Origin of the sequence: Nocardioides sp. GCM10023255 (genome assembly GCF_042653125.1) — a bacterium.
GTDB lineage: Bacteria > Actinomycetota > Actinomycetes > Propionibacteriales > Nocardioidaceae > Nocardioides.
Genome location: NZ_JBHSHU010000007.1, coordinates 48,212 through 71,457 on the forward strand (window position 1 = coordinate 48,212; position 23,246 = coordinate 71,457).

Consider the following 23,246-nt stretch of genomic DNA (forward strand, 5'->3'; position numbering starts at 1 on the left):
GGCCTGGCCTGGGCGTCAGGCCCGGAGGGCGACGAGCACGCCGCGCTCGAAGGAGCGCCACTCGCGCACCCTGAGCCGGGTCTTCCCGCGCAGCTCGCGCGCCAGCCGGCGCACCTGCGCCACGGTCCCGAGCTGCAGCACGGCCGAGCCCCCTGCCAGCAGGTGCCGGTCGGCGAGGGTCCAGCACCGCCTGGCCAGGTCGAGCCCGTCGACGCCCCCGTCGATCGCCAGCACGGGGTCCTCGGGGTAGCGGCCGGTCTCCGCCCGGGGGACCCACGGCGGGTCGGCGATGACCAGCGCGAACCGCTCGTCGGGCTCGAGGACCTCGTCCATGGCTCCCTCGCGCACCTCGACGAGGTCCGCCAGACCGGCGCGCTCGGCGTTCGCCCGGGTGTAGTCGCACGCGATGGGGTTCAGGTCAACGCTGACCAGCGGCCGGGGCTCGTGCCGGATCGCCAGCAGCCCGATGTGCCCGGCCCCGGCGCACAGCTCCAGCGCCGGGCCCGCCGGGGCGTTGCGCAGCAACTCGGCCGCCCACCGCGACTGGGCCGCGGTCCACGGCCGGGGCTCGAGGACCCGGGCGTCGTAGTCGATCAGCAGGTCACCGAAGGGGGCGCTGCGCGGGAGGACGCCCTCGCCGAGCTCGTGCAGGCTGGTCATGGGCGTGACGTACCCGTCGATCCCCGCGTCACACCCATCCCGCTTCCACCGGATAGTCCGGCACGTTTCGTCGTCCCGGGTCGTCGGCCCGACGGGTTTCCTGCCGGACTGTCCGGTGGTCGTCACAGCTGAGTCTCGGAGCGGTCCCCTGCCCAGTCGGTGTGGAACGTGCCCTCCCGGTCGATGCGCTGGTAGGTGTGCGCCCCGAAGTCGTCGCGCAGCACCTGGATCAGCGCCGCGGGCAGGCGCTCGCGCCGCAGCCCGTCGAAGTAGGCGAGGGACGAGGCGAACGCCGGGGTGGGCACCCCGGCCCGGGCGGCGGTCGCGACCACCCGGCGCCACGCCTCCGCGCCGCGGTTCACGGCATCGGCGAAGAACTCCGCGGTGAGCAGCGTGGTCAGGTCGGGCTCGGCGGCGTACGCCTCGCGGATCCGGTCGAGGAACCGGGCCCGGATGATGCAGCCGCCCCGCCAGATCGTGGCCATCGCCCCGGGGTCGATGCCCCAGTCGTGCTCGCGGCTGCCGGCCGCGATCTGGTCGAAGCCCTGGGCGTAGGCGACCACCTTGGAGGCGTAGAGGGCGGCGCGGACGTCGTCGACGAACGCGTCCCCGTCCCCGAGGTCCACCGCCTCGGGACCGGTGCTGAACACCGCGCGGGCGGCCTCGCGCTGCTCGGTGTGCCCGGACAGGCTGCGCGCGAACGTCGCCTCCGCGATTCCGGTCACCGGCACCCCGAGGTCGAGGGCGCTCTGCACCGTCCAGCGCCCGGTGCCCTTCTGCTCCGCCGCGTCTCGTACGACGTCGACGAACGGCGGCCCGTCGGGGTCGGTGTGGGTGAGCACGTCGGCCGTGATCTCGATGAGGAACGACTCCAGGTCGCCGGCGTTCCAGTCGCGGAAGACCTCGGCGATCCCGGCCGGCTCCAGCCCGACGACGCTGCGCAGCAGGTCGTAGGACTCGGCGATCAGCTGCATGTCGGCGTACTCGATGCCGTTGTGCACCATCTTGACGAAGTGGCCCGCCCCGCCGGGCCCGACGTGGGCGCAGCAGGGGGTGCCGTCCACCTGCGCGGCGATGTCGCGCAGCACCGGGCCGAGCCGCTCGTAGGCATGCTCGGAGCCGCCGACCATGATCGAGGGGCCGTGCAGGGCGCCCTCCTCTCCCCCGGAGACGCCCATGCCCACGAAGTGCAGGCCACGCTCGGCGAGGGCCTGCTCGCGGCGCACCGTGTCGGCGAAGTGGGCGTTGCCGGCGTCGACGACGATGTCGCCCTCGTCGAGGAGCGGCGCCAGCTCGTCGATGACGGCGTCGGTGGGATCGCCGGCCTTGACCATCACGATGATGGCGCGCGGGCGCTCGATCGCGGCGACCAGCTCCGCGAGGGTCCTGGCGCCGACGAAGTCGCCCTCGTCACCGTGCTCCTCGAGCAGGGACTCCATCCTGGCGGTGGTGCGGTTGTGCACGGCCACGCGGTGGCCGTTCCGGGCGATGTTGCGGGCCAGGTTGCGGCCCATCACGGCCAGTCCGGTCAGTCCGATCGTGGCGAGTTCGTCGGGCACGGTGGGTCCTCTCGTCGATGCGTTCGCGGGGCTACCACCTGGTGACAACCGGCGGTGCTGCCAGGCATTCCCGTACCCGGAACGGGGGATCCGGTGCGACTTCCTCCAGAAAGCCTCAAGGTCCGCGGAAGGTTCGACGAAGAACGGCTGCAGGCCCTCCCGCGCGTGGAACGCTCCTGCTCGTCCCAGCAGTCCGCGCAGAAGCAGGAGCCCACGTGCGCCACCGCCTCGCAGCCCTCGTCGCCGTCACGGCGATGACGGCCGCCGCCGCCCTCGTCCCGTCCGCCGCCTTCGCGGGCAACGGCAACGACCCCGCGGGCAACAACGGCACGATCAAGATCGCCGAGCTCGCCGACGAGGGCACCCCCGGCAACGACCCGCACCTGACCGGTTGCTCCCTCACCGTCGAGTGGTACGGCTTCGACCAGGGCTCGAAGATCATCTCGCAGGTCGACTTCGAGATGCAGGCGCCGACCAAGGACGTCGGGCTCACGGTCCAGGGCGACACCTCGGTGTTCGTCGGCGGCGACGCGGCCGGTGGCGGCACCGACCTCGACGGGCGCAAGACCTACGTCCTCGCCTTCAAGGGCCAGCCGCAGGCGCAGCAGGGCTACCACGTCAAGCTGACCGTCGAGACCGGCGGCTCCCAGGGCAACAACAGCAAGTCCAAGGTCTTCTGGGTGCAGGGCTGCGAGGCCCCGGCTCCCGCGCTCAAGCTGACCAAGTCGGTCACGGACTCGGCCGACGAGGACTCCCTGGCCGCCGAGGGCGAGACCCTCACCTACGGCTTCTCGGTCACCAACACCGGCAACGTGCCCCTGACCGACGTCAAGGTCACCGACCCCATGATCCCGGCCCTGGCCTCCGGCGCCACCTGCGTCGCCACCCTCCCGGTCGGTGCCACCACCACCTGCCCCGCGCTCCCCGCCGCCACGCACACCGTGACCGCGGCCGAGGTCAGGGCCGGCTCGGTCGTGAACACGGCCACGGCCGCGGCGAAGTCCTCGGGCGGCTCCTCCGTCGCCGCGACCGGGAGCGCCCGGGCCACCATCGCGACCAAGGCGGCACCCGCCGCGGCGCCGGCACTCAGGCTGACCAAGTCCGTCACCGACTCGGCCGACGAGGACTCCCTGGCCGCCGAGGGCGAGACCCTCACCTACGGCTTCTCGGTCACCAACACCGGCAACGTGCCCCTGACCGACGTCAAGGTCACCGACCCCATGATCCCGGCCCTGGCCTCCGGCGCCACCTGCGTCGCCACCCTCCCGGTCGGTGCCACCACCACCTGCCCCGCGCTCCCCGCCGCCACGCACACCGTGACCGCGGCCGAGGCCGCCACCGGCACGATCGTGAACACCGCCACCGCGACTGGCACCCCGGCCGCCGGCACCGCGGCCTCGAGCACCGCCAGCGCGAGCATCGACACCTACGCGCCGGCCACCGACCCCACCGACCCCACGGGACCGACCGGCCCGTCCGACCCGGGTGACTTCAGCTGGGACTGGGAGTACGACGACCCGTCCTGCACCGGCCTGACGGTCGACTACCCGGCGAACATCCCCGACGGCCAGGCCAACGACGTCAACGTGCGCGTGCAGACCGACAAGGGTCAGGTCACGCTGAACTTCCACAACAACGACGGCTTCTGGGGCGGCACCGCGTCCTTCCCCTACGCCAGCCACCGGGACTGGCCGGCCGGCGTGACGTCGTACTCCGTGGTCTGGACGCAGGTGGGCGGCACGAACTACCACTGGCAGGGCACGGTCCGCTGCCTGGTCACCGACGACGGCGACCCGGCCACCACGGACCTGCCGGTCGGCGTCACCACGATCGCCGGATGGCGCACCAGCACCGTCACGGTGGACAAGGGCAACGTCGTGACCTCCGACGCGGTGAGCGTCCAGCAGGCCGACGAGGAGCCGCTCACGCTGCAGCGCCTGACCAACGGCGTCTGGACCGACGTCCGCACAGTCCGGTCGGACGAGGAGGGCGCCGCCCGGGTCACCTTCGGCCGGCAGTCCCGGAAGGGCACCTTCCGCTACCGCCTGGCGGTCGACGGCACCGACGCGGTGACCGGCGCCACCACCAGGGCCTTCACGGTGCGCGTGCGGTGAGCCGCTGCGCCTGAGCGCGCGCCGTGACGACGAGGGCCGACCCCCACCAGGGAGTCGGCCCTCGTCGCGTGCCGGAGCGGTCGGGCGGCCACGGCCGCGAGCCCGCAGGAACCCTGCGTGCTCAGCCCTCCGGGGCCTGCAGCGGCACGGCCTCCGCGGGGGCGGGCAGCTGCGCGTCGGGCGCGGGGGCGGGCGCCGGGACCGCGGCCCGGTTCGGCAGCCGGAGCAGGAGATCGAGGACGACGGCGGTCAGCGCCACGCCGAACCAGAAGCCCGCGGTCATGCCGCCGACCTGCGCCGAGAGCACGTCCTCCCCCTGCTCGAGCAGGTGCGTGGTCCGCAGCGCGATCAGGGTCGCCACCACGGCCGTGCCCATGGCACCGGCGACCTGCTGCAGGGCACCGAGGAGCGAGCTGCCGTGCGAGTACAGGTGCGGCGGGACGTCTCCGAGCCCGAGGGTGAACACGGGCGTGAAGATCAGCGCCAGCGAGACCATCAGCAGCACGTGCGCCGCGAGGATGAGCCAGATCGGCGTCGACAGGTCGACCTGGGTCAGCATCGCGAGGGACAGGACGGCCCCGACACCCCCGGGCAGGACCAGCCGGCGGCTGCCGTGCGCGTCGAACCAGCGACCCACGCGCGGGCCCAGCAGGCCCATCGCCAGGCCGCCCGGCATCATCATCAGGCCGGTCTGCAGGGTGCTCAGGTCACGCAGGTTCTGGAGGTAGACCGGCAGGATCAGCATCGCCCCGAACATCCCGGCGAAGGCGCACGCCATGATCAGCAGGGAGAGCCGGTAGGTGGGCTGTCGGAGGGTGCGCAGGTCGAGCAGCGGCTCCCCGACCTTCTGTAGCCGCAGCTGGACGGTCACGAAGCCGACCACGAACACGAGGCCGACGATCGCGCAGACCGCGCCCTCGAGGCGGGCGTCGCCGCCCTCGCCGAACTTGCTGAGCCCGTAGACCAGGGTGCCGAAGCCGATCGCCGACAGCACGACGCTCGGGACGTGCACCGACCCGGCGCGGGGCTCCCCCACGTTGCGGAGCCGGGTGGCGCCGACCAGGCCGATGGTCGCGGCGATCGGCAGCACGATGCCGAACATCCAGCGCCAGCTGGCGATCTCGAGGACGAAGCCCGACGCGGTCGGCCCCAGGGCGGGCGCCGCGGACATCGCCAAGGTCACGTTGCCCATCACCCGGCCCCGGTCCTCGGGCGCCACGATCGTCATCAGGGTCGTCATCAGCAGCGGCATCATCACCGCGGTGCCGGAGGCCTGCACGACGCGCCCCACCAGCAGCACCCAGAAGACCGGGGCCAGCGCCGCGATCAGGGTGCCGGCGCAGAAGACCGCCATGGCCAGGCCGAAGGCCTGCCGGGTGGTGACCCGCTGGAGGAACCAGCCGGTGACCGGGATGACCACGGCCATGGTCAGCATGAACGCGGTCGAGAGCCACTGGGCGGTGGTGACGTCGACGGAGAACTCGCGCATCAGGCTCGGCAGCGCGTTGAACATCACCGTCTCGTTGAGGATGACGACGAAGGTGGCGGCCACCAACCACCGGAGGACGCCGTAGTCACGGGGCTGATCGGTGCCCGAGAGGGCCGGAGAAGACATGTCGGTCCTTCGCGATCGAGAGTGAGATGCTGCCGCCGGCCGACGCTGCAGGGCCGTACGACGTGCAGGCGGAACTCAACCCGATCCCGGGACCGCCCTCAACACCTTTTCCGGCCTGGACCCGGCCCACGTCGCGTCCCGGGGGTCAGTCGGCCACCCGGCGCAGCCCACAGGTCGCGGGCCCTTCGAGCAGCTCGCCGTCCTTGTCGAACCGTGAGCCGTGCAGCGGGCAGTCCCAGCTGTGCTCGGCGTCGTTCCACCTCAGCACGCCACCGAGGTGCGGGCAGACCGCCGACACCCGGCGCACGACGCCGTCGACGGTCGAGACGGCGGTCGGTGGCCCGAGGTGGTCCACCCGGACCTCCCCACGCCCCTCCTCGGGCGCCCGACCGCCGCGGTGCGTGAGCGGGGCGAGCCAGCCCCGCGCCATCTCCCAGCCGACCTCGCCGTTGAGGAGAGCCGCCTGCGGCGCGCCCCGCAGCCATGCCGGGGACCAGCTGTCGAGCACCGCGGCCCACTCGGTGTGGCCGCCCAGCAACCGGCTGCTCAGTGCCAGCGCGGCTGCGACCCCGTTGGTCATCCCCCACTTCGCGTAGCCGCCGGCGACGAGCAGGTCGTCCCGGCCCGGCACCAGCGGTCCCACGAAGGGCAGGGCGTGGCTGGTCACGTAGTCCTGGGCGGACCACGTGTGGGTCAGCTCCACGCCGGGGAAGTGCTCGTGGGTCCAGGCGAGCAGGTCGTCGACCTTCGCCTGCGGCGACGCGGAGCGTCCGGTTCCGTGCCCGTTGCCGCCGACCAGCAGCAGCGGTCCGTCCGGTCCGGGGGCGTCCCGCAGGGAGCGGGTCGGGGAGTCGGCAGAGAGGTACATCCCCTGCACGGTCGGCCGGGCCCCGGAGAAGGCCAGGCAGTAGGACCGCTGGGCGCTGGCCCGCGCGAAGAACCCGCCCCGGTCGAGGACCGGCATGTTCGTGGCGACCACCACGGAGTCCGCAGTGGCCGAGCCCCTGTCCGACGTGACGGTCACTGGGTGACGGCCCGTCACCCGGCGTACGCGCGCCCCCTCGACGAGGGTGCCGCCGTGCGCCTCCAGGTCGGCCGCGAGCGCGAGCAGCAGCTCCATGGGGTCGAGCTGGACCTGGTCGGGCAGCCGCACGGCACCCCTCGTCGCGAACGGGAGCTCGGGGGTCTCGGTCCAGGCGACCGGGAGCCCGGCCCGCTGCGCGACCGCGAGCTCGGCCCGGGCCGCCTGCTCCCCGCGAGCAGTCGTCGCGTAGGTGTACGCCGGCCGTTTCTGCAGCGCGACCCCGTGCTCGGCGCAGTAGCGGTCCACCCAGGCGCTCGCCTCGGTGTTGGCGGCGACGTACTGCTCGACGGCGGCGTCGGACTGGCGCCGTGCGAGCCGCGAGAGCTGGGTCCCCTGCAGCACGCTCACCTTGGCGGTGCTGCCGCCGGTGGTGCCGGCCCCGACCTCCCGGGCCTCGACGACGGCCACCGAGCACCCGGCGCGGGCCAGGAGCAGCGCGGTCGTCAGGCCGGTGATGCCGGCCCCGACGACCAGCGCGTCCCAGTGCCCGTCGAGCTCGATCGCCGCCGGGGTGGTGCGTGCCGCACGGTCCCGCCACAGCGACGTCAGCGTCACGAGCGCTCCTCGTCGGCGGCACCGTTCTGCAGCCGGATCTGTCGGCCCTTCTCGATGTCCTTGCGCCGCTTCTTCTCGGCCTTCCTGATGTTGCGCGCGTCCCGCGGGGGCAGCTGGATCGTCTCCTCCGCTGCGATGCCCGACTGCAGCTCGCGGCCGCGCTCGAGCTCGGCGTCGAGCTCGGCGCCGAACAGCAGCGCGAGGTTGGTCAGCCACAGCCACAGCAGGAAGACGATCACGCCGGCCAGCGAGCCGTAGGTCTTGTCGTAGGAGGAGAAGTTGGCCACGTAGAGTCCGAAGACGGCCGAGAGCAGGACCCACACCACGATCGCGACGGTGGCGCCGACGCTGATCCAGCGGAAGCGGGGCTGGCGGACGTTGGGCGTGGACCAGTAGAGGATCGCCACGATCAGGGCGACGATGAGCAGCAGCACAGGCCACTTGGCGATGTTCCAGACCGTCAGTGCCGCCGAGCCGAGACCGATCTGGTCGCCGACCGCGGTGGCCACGGGGCCGGACACCACCAGGCCGAGCATCGTGACCGCCGCGAGCAGCACGAGGACCAGGGTGACCACGAGCATGACCGGGCGCAGCTTCCAGACCGGCCGGCCCTCCTGGACCTCGTACATGCGGTTCATGGCGCGTCCGAAGGCGCCGACGTACCCGGACGCCGACCAGACGGCACCGGCGAGACCGAGGACCAGCGCGATCCCCCCGCCGGAGGAGGTGCTCAGCTGGACCAGGGTGGGCTCGAGGGTGTCGGCCTGCGACGAGGCACCGACGTCGCGCATGATCTGCAGCAGCGTGTCGACCGTCGAGGTCCCCTGCCCCACGAGGCTGACCAGGGACAGCAACGCGATGGCGGCGGGGAACATCGCCAGCACCGCGTAGTAGGTGAGCGCGGCGGCGAGGTCGGTGCACTGGTCCTTGGAGAACTCGCGCAGGGTCTTGCGGGCGACGTAGAACCACGACCGCTTGGTGAGCTCGAGCGGCGAGTCGGGCTGCTCGTCCACGCTCTCGGACCGGGGCCTGGTGTCGAGGTGTCGGGGGCTGCTCATGACGGTCTCGTACCCACCCGTCGCGGGGACACGCGTGGGGCCGGAGCGGTTCAGGGCCTGCGCAGGGTCAGTCGCCGCAGCCGCGCGTGGGCCAGGGCGGCCCGCGCCGCGTTGCGGCCGGCAGCCCCGTGCACGCCGCCACCCGGATGGGCTGAGGAGGAGCCGAGGTAGAGGTTCCGGACCGGGGTCTCGGCCCGGCCCAGACCCGGCACCGGGCGGAACACGAGCTGCTGGTGCAGCTGGGCCGTGCCCCCGTCGAGCGCCCCGCCGATCAGGTTCGCGTCACGGGCCTCCAGCTCCCGTGGCCCGAGCACCCGCCGGGCCAGCACCCGGGAGCCGAAGCCGGGGGCGAGCTTCTCGATCCGCTCCTGGATCCGGTCGGCGAAGCGCTGGCAGTCGGCGTCGTCCCACACCCCGCGGACCGAGCCGTCCCCGGCGTCGCCGGCCGTCTCCTGCGGGACGTGTGTGTAGGCCCACAGCGACTCGGTCCCGGCCGGCGACCTGGTGGGGTCGGTCGTGCTCATCTGCCCGGCGAGCAGGAACGGCTCGGCGGGGACGTGGCGGGCGGCCACCTGGCTCAGGGCCGTGCTCATCTGCTCGACCGAGTCGGCCACGTGGAAGGTGCCGGGCGCGTACGCCGGGGCGGACGCCCACGGGACGGGACCGTCGAGGGCCCAGTCGACCTTCACCGTGCCCGGGCCCATCCGGAAGTCACGCATCGCGTGCAGGGTGCGACCGGGCAGGTCCTCGGCCGCCACCAGGCCGCCGTACAGGTGCGGCGCGGCGACGTCGGCGACGACGGCGCGCCGGGCCGTGAACGGTTCGCCGTCGCGGGCGCGTACGCCGACCGCACGGCCGTGGCGTACGACGACCTCACCGACCTCGACGCCGCAGCGGACGTCGCCTCCCGCCGCGGCCAGCCGTCTGGCGAGGGCCCGCGAGAGCTCCCCCGCGCCGCCCTCGGGGACCGGGAAGCCCACCGTCTGGCCCAGCATGCTCATCAGGATCCCCATCAGCCCCGAGCCCGGCGAGTCCAGCGGGATGTCGGCGTGGCCGGCGTTCCCCGCCAGCAGCAGCCGCGGGGCCTCGCCCCCGAAGCGGTTGCGTCCGAGGTCGACGGCGGGGGTGAGCAGCGTCTTGACGAAGTCGAGCCCGCCCACGCGCGGCAGCCGGGCCAGCGCCGCCACGCCGGAGCGCACCGGCGGGAAGGGTGAGAGGAAGGCGCCGAGCACCTGGTCCCCGATCCGGTCCCACTCGTGGCACAGCTCGAGCCACGCCGGACCGTCGCCGCGGTGCTGCTCGTCCATCAGCCCCGCCGTGACCTCGCGATCCCGGTGCAGCAGGGCCCACCGGCCGTCGGGCGTGGGGTGGCCCAGCACCGCGGGCGCGTGCCGCCAGGTCAGGCCGTGCCTCTCGAGGTCGAGGTCGAGCAGTGCCGGCGAGGCGGCCGCCAGCGGGTAGAACGAGCTGAAGGTGTCGTGCACGAAGTCGGGGTGCACGTCCCGCGCGCTGCGCACCGCGCCCCCGACCTCGGGCTGCGCCTCGAGGACGAGGACCGACCAGCCGGCGTCGGCGAGGTGGTTGGCCGCCGACAGACCGTTGGGTCCGGCCCCGATGACGATGGCGTCGTACTCACTGCGCACGCGTCATCGTCCTCACTGCTGCTGTCGTGCCGCGCGGCGCTCGGCGAGGAACGCCAGCCGGCGCAGGCTCTCGCTGTTGCGCCACGTGATCATCGGGGTGCGCACCGGCTTCGGCACGATCCTGGCCGGTCCGGCGGTGATGTCCTCGACCATCTCCACCTCGGTGCCGCCGGGCACCTCGTGCAGCGTCAGCTCGACGTCGGCCTCCCCCGGCGGCCAGCCGCGGGCACGCAGCTTGAGCCGACGGCCCGGCTCGCACTCGAGCACCTCGGTGTTGTCGTCGAGCACCATCGGCCAGACACCGACCGAGTGGTGGAGCTTGGCGCCCACCGCCGGCCAGGCGTCGTCCACCTCGCGCATCCGGGTCGCGCCCACCACCCAGAGCGGGTAGAGCCAGCCGTCGGCCAGCACCGCCCAGACCCGGTCGGGGGCGGCGGAGATCGTTCGCGTGTTGCGGCTCATGTGGCGACCGTACCCAGCCCGCCCGCAACGACTCCCGGTCCTCGTCGCGACCCCCGACGTAGACTGGGGGCAACCACCCGCCACCGGGCTCCGCCGGAGCCACCTCGGCGGGTCGAGAGGCGGACGTCTTGACGACGTCGTACGCGACCACCCCCATCGACACCCTCACCGACACCGACGCTCCCCTGCGCCTGGAGCTGGCCGACGAGCTCGGGCACGGCCCGCTGGACGGAGCCTGGTGGCCCCGCTCCGACGACCTGCAGCGCGAGGTCGCCGACCTCGTCGACCACTTCCCGGCCGGGCGGGTCGACCACCTGGTCTACTCCCGCCCCGACTGGGCCGACGTGGCACGACGGGTCACGACGAGACGGGGCAGCATCAAGATCGGTTCGTTCCCCCGCGACGACACCCACGTGGTGCTGGTCAACCTCGCGACCCGACGGGTCGTGCGGCTCCTCGTGATCCCCGCTGCCACCGAGACGGCGAGCGCGAACCTGATGATGCATCGCGCCGCCGAGGCCGGGAACCAGGCCGACGCCGCCGAGCTGCTGCGCTCGGTCGCGGACGAGCACACCGCCGTGGACGAGGTCTGGAGCGACGACGGCGGCAACTACTGGGGGCCTGACCCGGTGGCACCCTCGCACCGCTGAGCCAGGGCGGCCGTGCGGACGACCTCGCTGGTCCGGGCCGGCGCCGCCGACCTGGAGACGTGACGGCGTCTCGCTGCCACACTCGGACCGTGAGGATCGTGTCGCGGCTCCTGGGCACGCTCGGTGTCGCGCTGCTGGTCGTGGGTGCGGTGGCGGGGGTCCTGCGCCACGAGCTTCTCGACGCCGACCGGTTCGAGCAGCACGTGGACGCGGTCCGCGCCGACGAGCACGTCTCCCGCCAGCTCGGGCTCCTCCTCACCGACAGGGTCCTCGCCGCGGAGCCGGACCTCACCGCGATCCGGCCGCTCATCGAGGCGACCGCCCAGAGCACGATCGCCAGCCCCGCCCTGGGCCCGCTGGTCCGGATCGCCGTGGCCCCGACCTACCGGGCGCTCGGCGGGGACGAGGGCTCGGTCGTCCTCCGCCTGGCCGACGTGGCCGCGCTGGTCGTCGCGACCGCCACCACCCTCTCCCCCGAGATCCGGGCGACGCTGCCGGCGCAGCTCGACGTGCGGCTCTCGGAGTTCGCGGGCCAGCAGCAGACCGCCGAGGGCCTCCGGCAGGTGCACCTGGCCGACCGGCTGGCGGTCCTCGCGCCGCTGCTGGGCCTGGTGCTCCTCGCCGGCGCGGGGCTGCCGGGCGCGACCTCCGGGCGGTTCCGGCGGGCGGTGCGCTACGTCGGCCGCGGGGTGGTCGCGTCGGGCGTGGTGCTGGCCGGGCTGCTCGTGGTGACCGGCTTCCTGGCCGACCGCGCGGACACGGACACGTTGTCGGGCGCCCTGGCCAGCGCCGTCTGGGACGAGCTGGCCGGCGCGTTCTGGACCGCGGCCGGCCTGCTGGTCGTCGCCGGCGCCGCGATCGCCCTCACCGCGCGCCCCGGGATCGACCTGCGTCCGCGCGCCCTGCTGCGCGGTGCCACCTCGTGGATCGTCGACCCGGAGCCGGATCCGGCGCGGCGGCTGGGCCACGCCGTCGGGCTGCTGGCCCTCGGCGCCGCACTGGTCCTGCAGCCGCTCGAGGTCGCCCGCTTCGTGCTGGCGGTCGCCGGGGCGTGCCTGGTCGTCCTGGCCGTGCCGAGCCTGGTCTCGTCGGCCGCCGAGCTCGTGGCAGCCCGGCGCGGCCGCCGCCAGGCGTCGGCGGCCGACGCGTGCCCGCGTCGCCGCACCGTCCGGGTGGTCGCCGGCCTCGCCGGTGGTGCCCTCCTGGTCGGCGGTTACGTCCTCGCCGTGCTGCCGACCGACGACGAGCTGGCCACCGCGGCCGGGGCGGGCGGCGCCGCCTGCAACGGGCACGTCGAGCTGTGCGACCGTCGCTACGACCAGGTCGCCTTTCCGGCGACCCACAACGCCATGTCGGCCGCCGACCAGCCCGGCTGGTTCTTCGCCGAGCAGCCCGACGGCGTGATCGGCCAGCTCGACAACGGGGTGCGGGTGCTGCTCATCGACAGCTGGTACGGCCAGCGCACCGACCGGCCCGGCATCGTCGTGAACACCGACGCCAGTCGGGAGAAGGCGCTCGACGAGGCGCGTCGTACGTTCGGGGCGGCGGCCGTCGAGAGCGCGCTGCGCCTGCGACAGGCCGCCCAGCTGGCACCCCGGGGCCCGGTCAGGCTCTACCTGTGCCATGCCCTGTGCGCCCTGGGATCGACCGAGTGGCTGCCGTTGATGGAGCAGGTCCGCGCCTGGCTGGTCGAGCACCCCCGGGAGGTCGTCACGTTCTTCATCCAGGACGAGGTGAGCCCGGCCGACACCGCAGAGCTGGTGCGCGAGGCGGGGTTGCTGCCCTTCGTGCACACCCCGGCCGCCGACGGCAGCTGGCCGACGCTGGGCTCCATGATCGAGTCGGGGCACCGGCTGGTCCTCCTCATGGAGAACCGCGGCGGGGGCACGGACTATCCCTGGCTGCTCGACGGCTTCACGGACGTCCAGGACACGCCGTTCCTGTTCCGCCGGCCCGCCGAGTTCAGCTGCGCCCGCAACCGCGGCCCGGCGGACGCCCCCCTCTTCCTGGTCAACCACTGGATCACCGACAAGAAGGCCGAGGTCAGCAACGCCGCGAAGGTCAACGCCCTGGACGTGCTGCTGCCCCGCCTCGAGCAGTGCCGTGCCGAACGCGGCCAGATCCCCAACTACGTCGCCGTCGACTTCTACGACCTCGGCGGCCTGATGCCGGCGGTCGACGCGATCAACGGCCTGGACTGAGCCGGTTCAGTCGCGCACGACCTGCGTGGTGACCGCCTGGCGCCGGACCTGCGCAGGCGTGAAGGCGAAGTGCACCCAGCGCTCGCGCGAGAACAACCGGGTCTGGTCGCTCGACCACGGCGAGCGCGGGTCCTCGGACTGCCCGTAGGTCAGGATCGTGCGTGCGTCGACGCGGCCGCCGTCGAGGAACGAGATCGCCTGGATGTGCGAGGAGCCGTAGGTGACCGGTCGCAGGTGGTCGGTGTTGTCCCTCGCCCAGCGCGACGCGAGCGCGTTGGCGTTGCCTGCCGCGTCACCGGTCCCGCCGCCCAGCGGGATCGCCGGGGCACCCCGGTCCCCCGCGACCTGCAGCGATCCCCACCGCGCGTCGAAGGGGATCGACCGCTCCCGCAGCGACGCGATCGCGTCAGACATCGCTTGGACGACCTGCGGGTTCGCGGTGTTCAGGTCCCGCGGCGTGTCCAGCGGGTCCTCGGGATCGAACGGCGTGAGCCAGACCGGGTCCACGCCCGGCACGTCGGCCGGGGTCGTGGGCAGCCGGGAGATGAACTCCTCGAAGATCGCGTAGCCGCGGGACCCCTTGTCGGAGTGCCCGTCCCACGCGTGCAGCGCCCGGCACGCCTCGGTCTCACCGGTCTGGTCGCACACCGCGTCGAGGTCGCCGTCCGCCCGCATCACCTCGCCGGCCATCACGCGGTTCTCGTGCTCGTGCCCTCGCAACGTCGCGGGTGACTCCAGCCTGCCGCGGGCCAGCCGGTCGAGGACGTAGTGGGAGACCATCCGGGTGCGCATGGTCCGCTCGCACCGCTCGCAGCCGATGATCGAGGCATACCCCTCGAGGGGCTGGGCCGGGTTGGGCAGCCAGTAGGAGTCGTTGGCGTTCATCACCCAGTCGCGCCGGACCTCCGAGGGCAGGTTGGCCGGCCCGAAGATGCCGGGCCGCTCGGCGTCGGCGTCGGTCCCCCACGTGCACGAGGAGTCGGCGAACGTGCCGTCGAGCCCGGGCAGGCCCGCAACCTGGTCGAGCACCCGGCCGGTCGGCGTCATGCACTGCTGGGCGAGGGCGTCGGGCACGTTGGGCACGACGGAGTGATCGGCGTACAGCACGTCGCCGTGGCGGTCGGCGGCCGTCGTGTTCACCCAGGGCATCCCGCCCCCGGCGTCCTGGCGACGCAGCAGGTCCCGCACATCGTGGGCCTTGCCCATGTCCAGGAAGGTGTCGATCGTGCGGAGCTGCTCGGCGTTCGCGTCCCGGATCGCCCAGACGCTGGTGGCCGACCACGGCATCAGGACCGCGGGGGCGTCCAGGACGTAGCCCTGCGGCGTGCGGTAGAGGTCCTCCTCGACCTTCCCGAGGGAGCCGTCCTTCCTCTTCACGGTCACCCGCACCGTGCGGTGCTCGAGCTGCTGCGGGCCCGCATCGGTGAGGTACGTCGTGCCGGGCCCGACCGTCTTGTACTCGTACGGCGTGAAGCGGTACGCCGTGGAGACGGTGTGGCTCCAGGCGACGTCGCGGTTCCAGCCGATGTTCACGACGGGCGAGCCGATCAGCGAGGCCCCCGCGACGTCGTACCTGCCCGGGATCGTCAGCTGCTGCTGGGTGAAGCGGTAGCGACCACGCCACGGGAAGTGCGGGTTGCCGAGCAGCATCCCCCTGCCGGTGGTGGTGGCGTCACCGCCCACGGCGGTCGCGTTGGAGCCGAACGGCGCGCCCGGGTCGCGGCCGAGCGCGGCGAGCAGCGCGTCCCGGTCGACCGCGCCGGCGATCGGGTCCGGGAGGCCGGGGTCGTCCGCCGTGGGCGGGTCGGCGTCGACGATCTCCTTGACGAAGACGCCGCTGGAGGCGAGCAGGTTGGCCAGGTAGACGCCGTACCAGAGGTCGAGCGTGGTCGCCCTCTCGCGCAGGTAGCCCGCGCCGTGGCAGGCCGGGTCGGTCACGCCCCGTCGGCCGACCTTGGCGAGGTAGCGGTTCACGCCGGCGGTGTAGCCACGCACCATCGCCCGGGCCTGCCTGCCGGGCCCGGCGACCGGGTCCTCGAGCAGCTTCTCCACCACGTGCCGGTTGCGGAGGTCGGTCACGAACGCGTCGACCTGCAGGTTGGAGGCGTCCAGCGTGACCTGGTCGTTGTAGCGGCGGTGCGGGCCGAACCAGCGGGACCGCTCGCCGCGTGCCGTCACCAGCGTGTCCGCGAGCGTGCAGGCCGACGTCTCGGCGGCGGCGTACCCGCTGCCGAAGCCGAGCGATCCCCACCCGTCCGCGGTGATGTGCGGGATGCCGTGGGGGGTGCGCCGGATGGTCGCGCCGTAGTGGTGCCCGGCGCGGGCGGGCTGGGCGGCGGTGGAGGCCACGGCCGCCGTCGGCACCGGCGTCGCCTCCGCGGGCACCGTGAGGGCTCCGAGCGGCAGCAGGCCGGCGGCGACCGGGCCGACGAGACGGGAGAACATGTTCCACCCAACGGCCACCGGCGGCGCGGGTTATGGGCGGCGGCCCCGGCGGGTCAGAGGTACAGGCCGGTGGGCTCGTCGCCGAGCCGGTCGGCGGCCACCGCGTGCACGTCGCGCTCGCGCATCACGATGTAGAGCTCGCCGTGCACCTCGACCTCGGCCTTGTCCTCGGCGTCGAAGAGCACCCGATCGCCGACCTCGACGGCCCGGGCGTGCGGGCCGACCGCGACGACCTTCGACCAGGTCAGGCGGCGGGCGCCCATGGCGGCGGTCGCGGGGATCACGATGCCGCCGGAGGAGCGACGCTCCCCGGAGTCACGGTCGACCTCGACCAGGATCCGGTCGTGGAGCATCTTGATGGGGGTCTTGTCGGTCACGGCGCTTCTGGTCCTCGGCGGGGGGTGGACGCGGGGGCGGCAGGGCCCAGTGGTCAGCGGACGACCTTGCGGATCACCGCGAAGACCACGATGACGCCGACGACGCCACCCACGGTCTTGAGGATGTTGTCGGTGCGGGGCTGCCCGGTCTCGACGTCGACGTAGTGGGCCTTGATGCTGCTGACCTCGCGGCTCACGATCGTCTTCGGGTGCGCGCGGTAGAGGAGCTGGTCGATCGTGGTCGCCAGGTGCTGGCGGGTCTCTTCGATCTCGCGCTCGAGGGAAGACATCTCGTTGCTCACCCGCGAAGGCTACCAACCGGTCAGGTCGACCCGGCGGGCGTCCCCGCGGATGTCGCGTCCGGGTCCCCGGCGGTGTCCCCCACGGTGTCCCCACGGGGCCCTCGGTGGATGTCCTAGGGTTCGGACCATGGAACGGCTCTCTCCCGGTGACACCGCGCCCGACTTCACCCTGCCCGACGACACGGGCAACCAGGTCAGCCTCGCCGACCTGCGCGGACGCAAGGTGATCGTCTACTTCTACCCGGCCGCGATGACGCCCGGCTGCACCAAGCAGGCCTGCGACTTCACCGACTCGCTGGACTCCCTGAAGGCACAGGGCTACGAGGTGCTCGGCATCTCCCCCGACAAGCCGGAGAAGCTGGCGAAGTTCCGCGAGAAGGACGGCCTGACGATCACGCTGCTCTCCGACGTGGACAGGTCGGTGATGACGGCGTACTCCGCCTTCGGGGAGAAGAAGCTCTACGGCAAGGTCGTCGAGGGGGTCATCCGCTCGACGTTCGTGGTCGACGAGGAGGGGAAGATCGAGCTCGCGCAGTACAACGTCAAGGCCACCGGCCACGTCGCGAAGCTGCGCAAGGACCTGGGGCTCGACGCAGCCTGAGCCCACTGCGCCCGTAGCCCAATTGGCAGAGGCACCACGTTTAGGTCGTGGCCAGTGAGAGTTCGAGTCTCTCCGGGCGCACTCGTGCACGTCCCCCGAGGAGGGCGTCACCTGTCATCATCGACCCATGCGCACCAGCCGCCTCGAGGCCTTCAGCGACGGGGTCCTCGCCATCATCATCACGATCATGGTGCTCGAGCTGCACGTGCCCGAGGGCGCGCACCTCGAGGACCTCGGTGACTCCGCGACCGGGTTCCTGACCTACCTGCTGAGCTTCGTCTACATCGGGATCTACTGGAACAACCACCACCACATGTTCCAGCTCGTGCGCCGCATCGACGGCGGGGTGCTGTGGGCCAACCTGCACCTGCTGTTCTGGCTCTCGCTCTACCCCTTCACCACCGCCTGGATGGACGAGACCGACCTGGCCCGGACACCCCTGGTGGTCTACGGCGTGAACCTGCTCGCGGCGGCGATCGCCTACTACGTCCTCCAGCTCGCGATCTTCCGCGCCGAGGGCCCCGACGGGTTGCTGCGCGAGGCGGTGGGCCGCGACCTCAAGGGCAAGGCGTCGCCCTTCATCTACCTCGCCGGCATCCTCACCGCGGCCCTCGTCGGCTGGCCCGCCCTGCTCTTCTACGCAGCGGTCGCCGCGATCTGGCTCGTGCCCGACCGTCGTCTGGAGTCGTACGTCGTGGAGCACGGGCTCACCGACTGACGTGCCCCGGCGCCTTGTGACGCGGAGCAGCCTCAGGCCCGGGCGGTGACGATCCCGGCCACCAGGGGCGCGATCTCGCGCAGCGCCCGGCCCCGGTGGGAGATCCGGTCCTTCTCGCCCGGCGGAAGCTCGGCCGAGGTGAGGCCCTCGGCGGCGTGCTCGTCGGCGACGAAGAGGACGTCGTACCCGAACCCGCCGCTCCCCCGCAGCTCCCGGATCACGTGACCGGGCATCCGCCCCTCGACGACCTCCTCGCCACCGGCGTGCACGAAGGCGACCGCGCAGGCGAAGTGCGCACCTCGCCGGTCGTCGGGGACGTCGGCGAGCTGCTGCAGCAGCAGCTCGTTGTTTCGGGCGTCGCTCTTCGGGGTGCCGGACCAGCGGGCGGAGAGGACCCCCGGCATGCCGTTCAGGGCGTCGACGCACAGCCCGCTGTCGTCGGCCAGCGACGGCAGCCCGGTCGCCTCGAACCCGGCCCGCGCCTTGAGCAGCGCGTTGCCCTCGAAGGTCGGCTGGTCCTCGACCGGCTCGTCGTAGTGGTCGACGTCGTCGATGCCGAGCACGTGGAGGTCGGGAGCGTGCTGGCGCAGGATCCGCTCCATCTCCTCGATCTTCTTGCGGTTCCGCGAGGCGAGGAAGACCTGGCTCACTGCGCCCCCCTCACTGCGACAGCGCCTCGGACTGCAGGCGGGTCAGGTCCGCGCACCCCTTCTCGGCGAGCGCCAGCAGCGCGTCGAGCTCCGCGCGGTCGAAGGCGACACCCTCGGCGGTGCCCTGCACCTCGACGAACTTCCCGTCTCCGGTCATCACGACGTTCATGTCGGTCTCGGCGCGGACGTCCTCCTCGTAGGGGAGGTCGAGACGGGGTACGCCGTCGATGATGCCGACGCTGACCGCGGCCACCGAGCCGGTCAGCGGCTCGCCCTTCAGCGCACCGGCGGCCCGCAGGTGGGTCACGGCGTCGGCGAGGGCGACGTACGCACCCGTGATCGCCGCCGTGCGGGTGCCGCCGTCGGCCTGGAGGACGTCGCAGTCGAGCACGATGGTGTTCTCGCCGAGTGCCTGGTAGTCGATGACGGCGCGCAGCGAGCGACCGATCAGACGGCTGATCTCGTGGGTGCGCCCACCGATGCGCCCCTTGACCGACTCGCGGTCGGAGCGGGTGTTGGTGGAGGCGGGGAGCATGGCGTACTCCGCGGTCACCCAGCCGAGGCCGGAGCCCTTGCGCCAGCGCGGCACGCCCTCGGAGGCCGAGGCCGCGCACAGCACCCGCGTCCTCCCGAACTCGACGAGCACCGACCCGGCGGCGTGGTCGAGCCAGTTGCGGGTGATCGTGATCGGTCGGAGCTCGTCGTCGGCGCGGCCGTCGGCACGTGTCGTCATGACCGGCACCCTAGCCGGGAGCCGGCGCCGGCCCGACCACCGACCGGGGCCGGGCACGAGACCGGGCGGGCCCGCTCACCCCCGTGAGAGTCGGACCCGCCCGGAGCCTGGTGGCCGGTGCGGCCTACTTGACCTCGGCCCGCAGCACCCGCCAGACGCCGACGGCCAGCGGCAGCACCAGCCAGAGCAGCCCGGACACGACCAGGTGGCCCCAGTCCGAGCCCGACGGGTCCCCCTGGACCAGCGCGTTCTGGGCGGCGTTGAAGTCGATCCAGGGCTGCAGGTCCCCGAACCAGCCCATCAGCGACGCACCGAGCTGGAAGAGGCCGGGCAGCACGAACGAGTAGACGAAGTACACGACGATGCCGGCGGCGGTGTTGAGGAAGAGCATGCCGAAGGCGAAGCCGGTCGCCATCCCGAAGACGTGCAGCAGGAAGTAGCTGAACATCTGCAGGGCGGTGACCTCCCAGACCACGGTGTCGCCCGACAGCGCGCCGTAGGCGAGGTTCGCCACCACGCCCAGCAGCAGGCCGACGACGACCGCGGCGAGGGCGATCAGCAGGGTGCTCACGAACTTCGCGGCGACGAGGCGCGCACGCGACGGCTCCAGCGAGAAGGTGACCATCGCGGTCCGCTGGCTCCACTCACTGGTGATCGACATGATGCCGAGCACCGGCAGCAGCACTCCCATCGGCGTGTTCATCGCGATGAGGAAGTCGCTGAAGTCGACGGCCAGGTCCTGGGTCAGGACGACCGCGAGCTGGATGACCAGCACCAGGGCGGTGAGCGCCGCGATGGAGATCAGCAGCCAGCGGCCGGCGCGGGTGTCGGCCATCTTGCGCGACTCGACCCGCACGAGCCTGGAGAACGGGATGGCCGGCGTCCCCGAGACGTCGAGCGTCGGCAGGGCGGTGGGGGCGAGGGTCTGGCCGCTCATGCGGACGCTCCTTCGATGATGGTCCCGCGCTGGGTGTCGGCCGTCAGCGAGAGGAAGAGGTCCTCCAGCCCGCCGTCGGCGGACCGCAGGTCGGTCAGGACGATGCCGCGCTCGGCCGCGACCCGGCCGACCTCGACCGGCTCGACCTCGACGCGCAGGCCGTCGCCCGCGGAGGAGACGGCGAAGCCCTTCTCCTTCAGGCCCAGCGCGAGCGACTCGTTGTCGAGCGCGGTCGCGAAGGTCGCAGCGCCGCCGGCGGCGCCGGCGAGCAGCGACTTCTTGTCACCCTGGGCGACGATCCGGCCACGTCCGATGAGGATCATCTCGTCGGCGATGATCTCCACCTCGTGCAGCAGGTGGCTGGAGAGCAGGACCGTGCCGCCGCGCTCGGCGTACCCCTTGAGCAGGCCCCGCATCCAGCGGATGCCCGCCGGGTCGAGACCGTTGGCCGGCTCGTCGAGGATCAGCACGGACGGGTCGCCGAGCAGGGCGTGGGCGATGCCGAGGCGCTGCCGCATGCCCAGGGAGTAGTTGCGCACCCGGCGCTTGGCCTCCTTGTCGTCCAGCGACACGAGGGCGAGCATCTCGTCGACCCGTGAGTCCGGGAGCCCCATGGTGCGGGCGCCGAGGGTCAGCACCTCGCGGCCGGTGCGGCCGGCGTGCTGCGCCGAGGCGTCGAGCAGGACGCCGACGTGGCGCCCCGGGTTCGGGATGTCCTTGTAGTGGAGACCACCGATGGTGATCTCTCCGCGGGTGGCCGGCGTGAGGCCGACCATGATCCGCATCGTCGTCGTCTTGCCCGCCCCGTTCGGACCGAGGAACCCGGTCACCGTCCCGGGTCGGCAGACGAAGTTCACGTCGTCGACGGCTGTGAAGCCGGCGTACGTCTTGGTGAGTCCTTCGACCTTGATCATGGCGTCAGCCTGTCGCACCGGCCGCTCCCCCTGCATCGGCTTTGAGGATCGGACCGGGCTGACCAAAGTAGGGGGGCCGCCCAGACCGGGGCATCCTGCGCCCGCGACCGCGGTCGGCCTAGCCTTCTGCTCGTGCAGAGACCGATGCCCGAGGACTACCAGCCGGCGCTGACGCGCGGTCGTCAGGCATGGCGCGTGCTGGGGATGCTGGTCGTGGTCGCCATCGCCTGGGGGCCGCTGGCGGTCAACCAGGTCCACGACCACCCGGGGCTGCTGGCCCTGGACCTGGCGCTGGGGGCCGCGGCCTTCGTGCTGGTGTTCTACCGTCGCCGCTGGCCGCTGCCCGTCGCGCTGATGACCGCCGGCCTCAGCGCCTTCTCCGGCATCGCTGCCGGCCCGGCCGTCCTGGCCTCGGTGTCGCTGGCGACCCGACGGCGGATCTGGCAGGTCGCGCTCGTCGGGGTCGTCAACGTGGTGGCCGGGCAGACGGTCGTGGTCGTCCAGCCGGTCAACAGCTCCGACCCGGCCTGGCTGACGGTCACCGTCACCGCCGTGTTCACGGCCGCGGTGCTCGGTTGGGGCATGTACATCGGGTCGCGGCGCGAGCTGATCTGGACCCTCAAGCACCGCGCCGAGCGGGCGGAGTCCGAGCAGGAGCTGCGGGTCGGCCAGGCCCGCAGCACCGAGCGCGCCCGGATCGCCCGCGAGATGCACGACGTGCTCGCGCACCGGATCTCCCAGATCTCGATGCACGCCGGCGCGCTCTCGTTCCGCGACGACCTCACGGCGGAGGAGATGCGGTCCAGCGCCGCGGTCATCCAGGAGAAGGCCCACGAGGCGCTCACCGACCTGCGCGGCGTGCTCGGCGTGCTGCGCGACACCGAGACCGGCGAGCTGCTCAACGCGCCGCAGCCGACGTACGACGACCTGCCGTGCCTCGTCGAGGAGGCCCGGCGGTCCGGCCTGCACGTGGAGTACGCCGACCGCCTCGACCACGGGGGCACCCCGGTCCCCCAGGTGGTGGGACGGACGGTCTACCGGATCGTGCAGGAGGGCATGACCAACGTGCGCAAGCACGCCCCCGGCGCACTGCTGACCATCCACGTCGAGGGCTCCCCCGAGGAGGGCATCGAGCTGGTCCTGCGCAACCCGCTCGGCTTCCGGGCCAGCAGCACCCCCGGGGCCGGGCTGGGCCTGATCGGCCTCACGGAGCGCGCCCAGCTGCGCGGCGGTCGGCTCGAGCACCACCGCGAGGGGTCGAGCTTCGTGCTGCGCGCGTGGATACCGTGGGCGGCATGACGACTCGGGTCCTGATCGTCGACGACGATCCCCTCGTCCGCTCGGCACTCACCCTGATGCTCGGCGGGCAGCCGGACGTCGAGGTCGTCGGCGAGGCCGGTGACGGACGCTCCGGCGTGGCGCTGGTGGGCGACCTCCGGCCCGATGTGGTGCTGATGGACATCCGGATGCCGATGCTCAACGGGCTGGACGCCACCCGCGAGCTGCACCAGCGCCCGGAGCCGCCCCGGGTGATCGTGCTGACGACGTTCGACGCCGACGACCACGTCGTGGGGGCCCTGGCGGCCGGCGCCGACGGGTTCCTGCTCAAGGACACGCCCCCGCCGCAGATCCTCGACGCGATCCGCAAGGTGGCCGACGGCGAGCCGATGCTGTCCCCGTCGGTGACCCGCACCCTCATCCGTCGCCTGCGCGGCGACGAGGTGGACGCCGGCACCACGGCACGGGTCGCGGAGGCCGAGCGGCGGCTGGCGCTGCTCACCGACCGCGAGCGGGACGTCGCCCTCGCCGTGGGACGCGGGCTCAGCAACGCCGAGATCGCCGGCGAGCTCTACCTCTCGGTCCCCACGGTCAAGGCGCACGTCTCCCGGCTGTTCGACAAGCTGCAGGTCACCAACCGCGTGCAGATCGCCATCTGCGTCCACGACGCCGGGCTGGTCTGAGGGGGTC

Annotated in this window: 21 protein-coding genes and 1 tRNA gene; 8 read left to right on the forward strand and 14 right to left on the reverse strand. The window is 72.9% G+C overall.

The window, feature by feature from the left end:
* Positions 1-15: 15 nt before the first annotated feature.
* Positions 16-660: a methyltransferase gene (locus tag ACFO9I_RS12350; protein ID WP_379181227.1), complete on the reverse strand. Its 645-nt coding sequence runs from the start codon at positions 658-660 to the stop codon at positions 16-18.
* 122 nt (positions 661-782) lie between these two features.
* Positions 783-2,219, reverse strand: coding sequence for an NADP-dependent phosphogluconate dehydrogenase (gene gndA, locus ACFO9I_RS12355; protein ID WP_379181229.1), 1,437 nt, complete (start codon positions 2,217-2,219; stop codon positions 783-785).
* A 215-nt stretch (positions 2,220-2,434) separates the two neighbouring features.
* Between gndA and ACFO9I_RS12360 the strand changes: the two genes are divergently transcribed.
* Positions 2,435-4,333: a DUF7507 domain-containing protein gene (locus ACFO9I_RS12360; RefSeq protein WP_379181231.1), complete on the forward strand. Its 1,899-nt coding sequence runs from the start codon at positions 2,435-2,437 to the stop codon at positions 4,331-4,333.
* Between the two features lie 121 nt (positions 4,334-4,454).
* On the opposite strand, the gene ACFO9I_RS12365 is transcribed toward ACFO9I_RS12360, so the two are convergent.
* The 5 genes from ACFO9I_RS12365 to ACFO9I_RS12385 all read right to left on the reverse strand — a co-directional run bounded on the left by ACFO9I_RS12365 (position 4,455) and on the right by ACFO9I_RS12385 (position 10,750).
* Entirely contained in the window at positions 4,455-5,948 is a 1,494-nt protein-coding gene (locus ACFO9I_RS12365) for an MDR family MFS transporter (RefSeq protein ID WP_379181233.1), read from the reverse strand.
* Positions 5,949-6,093: 145 nt separating this feature from the next.
* Positions 6,094-7,587: an FAD-dependent oxidoreductase gene (locus tag ACFO9I_RS12370; protein ID WP_379181235.1), complete on the reverse strand. Its 1,494-nt coding sequence runs from the start codon at positions 7,585-7,587 to the stop codon at positions 6,094-6,096.
* Positions 7,584-8,645 carry a YihY/virulence factor BrkB family protein gene (locus ACFO9I_RS12375; protein ID WP_379181237.1) on the reverse strand — a complete coding sequence of 354 codons (1,062 nt, stop codon included), beginning with the start codon at positions 8,643-8,645 and terminating at the stop codon, positions 7,584-7,586. The genes ACFO9I_RS12370 and ACFO9I_RS12375 overlap by 4 nt, the downstream gene beginning before the upstream one ends.
* Before the next feature lie 50 nt (positions 8,646-8,695).
* Positions 8,696-10,288, reverse strand: coding sequence for a phytoene desaturase family protein (locus tag ACFO9I_RS12380; protein ID WP_379181238.1), 1,593 nt, complete (start codon positions 10,286-10,288; stop codon positions 8,696-8,698).
* A gap of 12 nt (positions 10,289-10,300) precedes the next feature.
* On the reverse strand, positions 10,301-10,750 hold the full coding sequence (locus ACFO9I_RS12385) for an SRPBCC family protein (RefSeq protein WP_379181240.1): 450 nt from the start codon (positions 10,748-10,750) through the stop codon (positions 10,301-10,303).
* 128 nt (positions 10,751-10,878) lie between these two features.
* On the opposite strand from ACFO9I_RS12385, the gene ACFO9I_RS12390 reads away from it, so the two are divergent.
* Together ACFO9I_RS12390 and ACFO9I_RS12395 are read left to right on the forward strand one after the other, a co-directional pair.
* Positions 10,879-11,400 (forward strand): DUF5994 family protein, encoded by a 522-nt coding sequence (locus tag ACFO9I_RS12390; RefSeq protein ID WP_379181242.1) that lies wholly within the window; start codon positions 10,879-10,881, stop codon positions 11,398-11,400.
* A gap of 89 nt (positions 11,401-11,489) precedes the next feature.
* Complete coding sequence (locus tag ACFO9I_RS12395) at positions 11,490-13,601, forward strand: hypothetical protein (RefSeq protein ID WP_379181244.1); 2,112 nt, start codon at positions 11,490-11,492, stop codon at positions 13,599-13,601.
* A gap of 6 nt (positions 13,602-13,607) precedes the next feature.
* On the opposite strand, the gene ACFO9I_RS12400 is transcribed toward ACFO9I_RS12395, so the two are convergent.
* The 3 genes from ACFO9I_RS12400 to ACFO9I_RS12410 all read right to left on the reverse strand — a co-directional run bounded on the left by ACFO9I_RS12400 (position 13,608) and on the right by ACFO9I_RS12410 (position 16,725).
* Positions 13,608-16,046 (reverse strand): penicillin acylase family protein, encoded by a 2,439-nt coding sequence (locus tag ACFO9I_RS12400; protein ID WP_379181246.1) that lies wholly within the window; start codon positions 16,044-16,046, stop codon positions 13,608-13,610.
* A 53-nt stretch (positions 16,047-16,099) separates the two neighbouring features.
* Complete coding sequence (locus tag ACFO9I_RS12405; RefSeq protein ID WP_379181714.1) at positions 16,100-16,399, reverse strand: GroES family chaperonin; 300 nt, start codon at positions 16,397-16,399, stop codon at positions 16,100-16,102.
* 77 nt (positions 16,400-16,476) lie between these two features.
* Positions 16,477-16,725, reverse strand: a complete 249-nt coding sequence (locus tag ACFO9I_RS12410; RefSeq protein ID WP_379181248.1) for a DUF3618 domain-containing protein — start codon at positions 16,723-16,725, stop codon at positions 16,477-16,479.
* 127 nt (positions 16,726-16,852) lie between these two features.
* Here ACFO9I_RS12410 and bcp point away from each other — a divergent pair, with 127 nt between their 5' ends.
* The 3 genes from bcp (at position 16,853) to ACFO9I_RS12425 (ending at position 18,044) form a co-directional block, all read left to right on the forward strand.
* Entirely contained in the window at positions 16,853-17,326 is a 474-nt protein-coding gene (gene bcp / locus ACFO9I_RS12415; RefSeq protein ID WP_379181250.1) for a thioredoxin-dependent thiol peroxidase, read from the forward strand.
* Positions 17,327-17,333: 7 nt separating this feature from the next.
* Positions 17,334-17,407 (forward strand) — tRNA-Leu (locus ACFO9I_RS12420).
* A 46-nt stretch (positions 17,408-17,453) separates the two neighbouring features.
* A complete protein-coding gene (locus ACFO9I_RS12425; RefSeq protein ID WP_379181252.1) occupies positions 17,454-18,044 on the forward strand; it encodes a TMEM175 family protein in 591 nt (196 codons plus the stop codon).
* Between the two features lie 32 nt (positions 18,045-18,076).
* Here the strand turns inward: ACFO9I_RS12425 and rdgB are convergent, their stop codons facing one another.
* From rdgB to ACFO9I_RS12445, 4 genes are all read right to left on the reverse strand, one after another.
* Complete coding sequence (rdgB, locus tag ACFO9I_RS12430) at positions 18,077-18,694, reverse strand: RdgB/HAM1 family non-canonical purine NTP pyrophosphatase (protein WP_379181254.1); 618 nt, start codon at positions 18,692-18,694, stop codon at positions 18,077-18,079.
* Between the two features lie 10 nt (positions 18,695-18,704).
* Entirely contained in the window at positions 18,705-19,427 is a 723-nt protein-coding gene (rph, locus tag ACFO9I_RS12435; RefSeq protein ID WP_379181256.1) for a ribonuclease PH, read from the reverse strand.
* 124 nt (positions 19,428-19,551) lie between these two features.
* On the reverse strand, positions 19,552-20,364 hold the full coding sequence (locus tag ACFO9I_RS12440) for an ABC transporter permease subunit (RefSeq protein WP_379181258.1): 813 nt from the start codon (positions 20,362-20,364) through the stop codon (positions 19,552-19,554).
* Positions 20,361-21,278: an ABC transporter ATP-binding protein gene (locus ACFO9I_RS12445; protein WP_379181260.1), complete on the reverse strand. Its 918-nt coding sequence runs from the start codon at positions 21,276-21,278 to the stop codon at positions 20,361-20,363. Before ACFO9I_RS12445 ends, ACFO9I_RS12440 begins: the two co-directional genes overlap by 4 nt.
* Positions 21,279-21,410: 132 nt before the next feature.
* On the opposite strand from ACFO9I_RS12445, the gene ACFO9I_RS12450 reads away from it, so the two are divergent.
* Together ACFO9I_RS12450 and ACFO9I_RS12455 are read left to right on the forward strand one after the other, a co-directional pair.
* Entirely contained in the window at positions 21,411-22,577 is a 1,167-nt protein-coding gene (locus tag ACFO9I_RS12450) for a sensor histidine kinase (protein WP_379181262.1), read from the forward strand.
* Positions 22,574-23,239 carry a response regulator gene (locus ACFO9I_RS12455; protein ID WP_379181264.1) on the forward strand — a complete coding sequence of 222 codons (666 nt, stop codon included), beginning with the start codon at positions 22,574-22,576 and terminating at the stop codon, positions 23,237-23,239. Before ACFO9I_RS12450 ends, ACFO9I_RS12455 begins: the two co-directional genes overlap by 4 nt.
* Positions 23,240-23,246 lie beyond the last annotated feature (7 nt).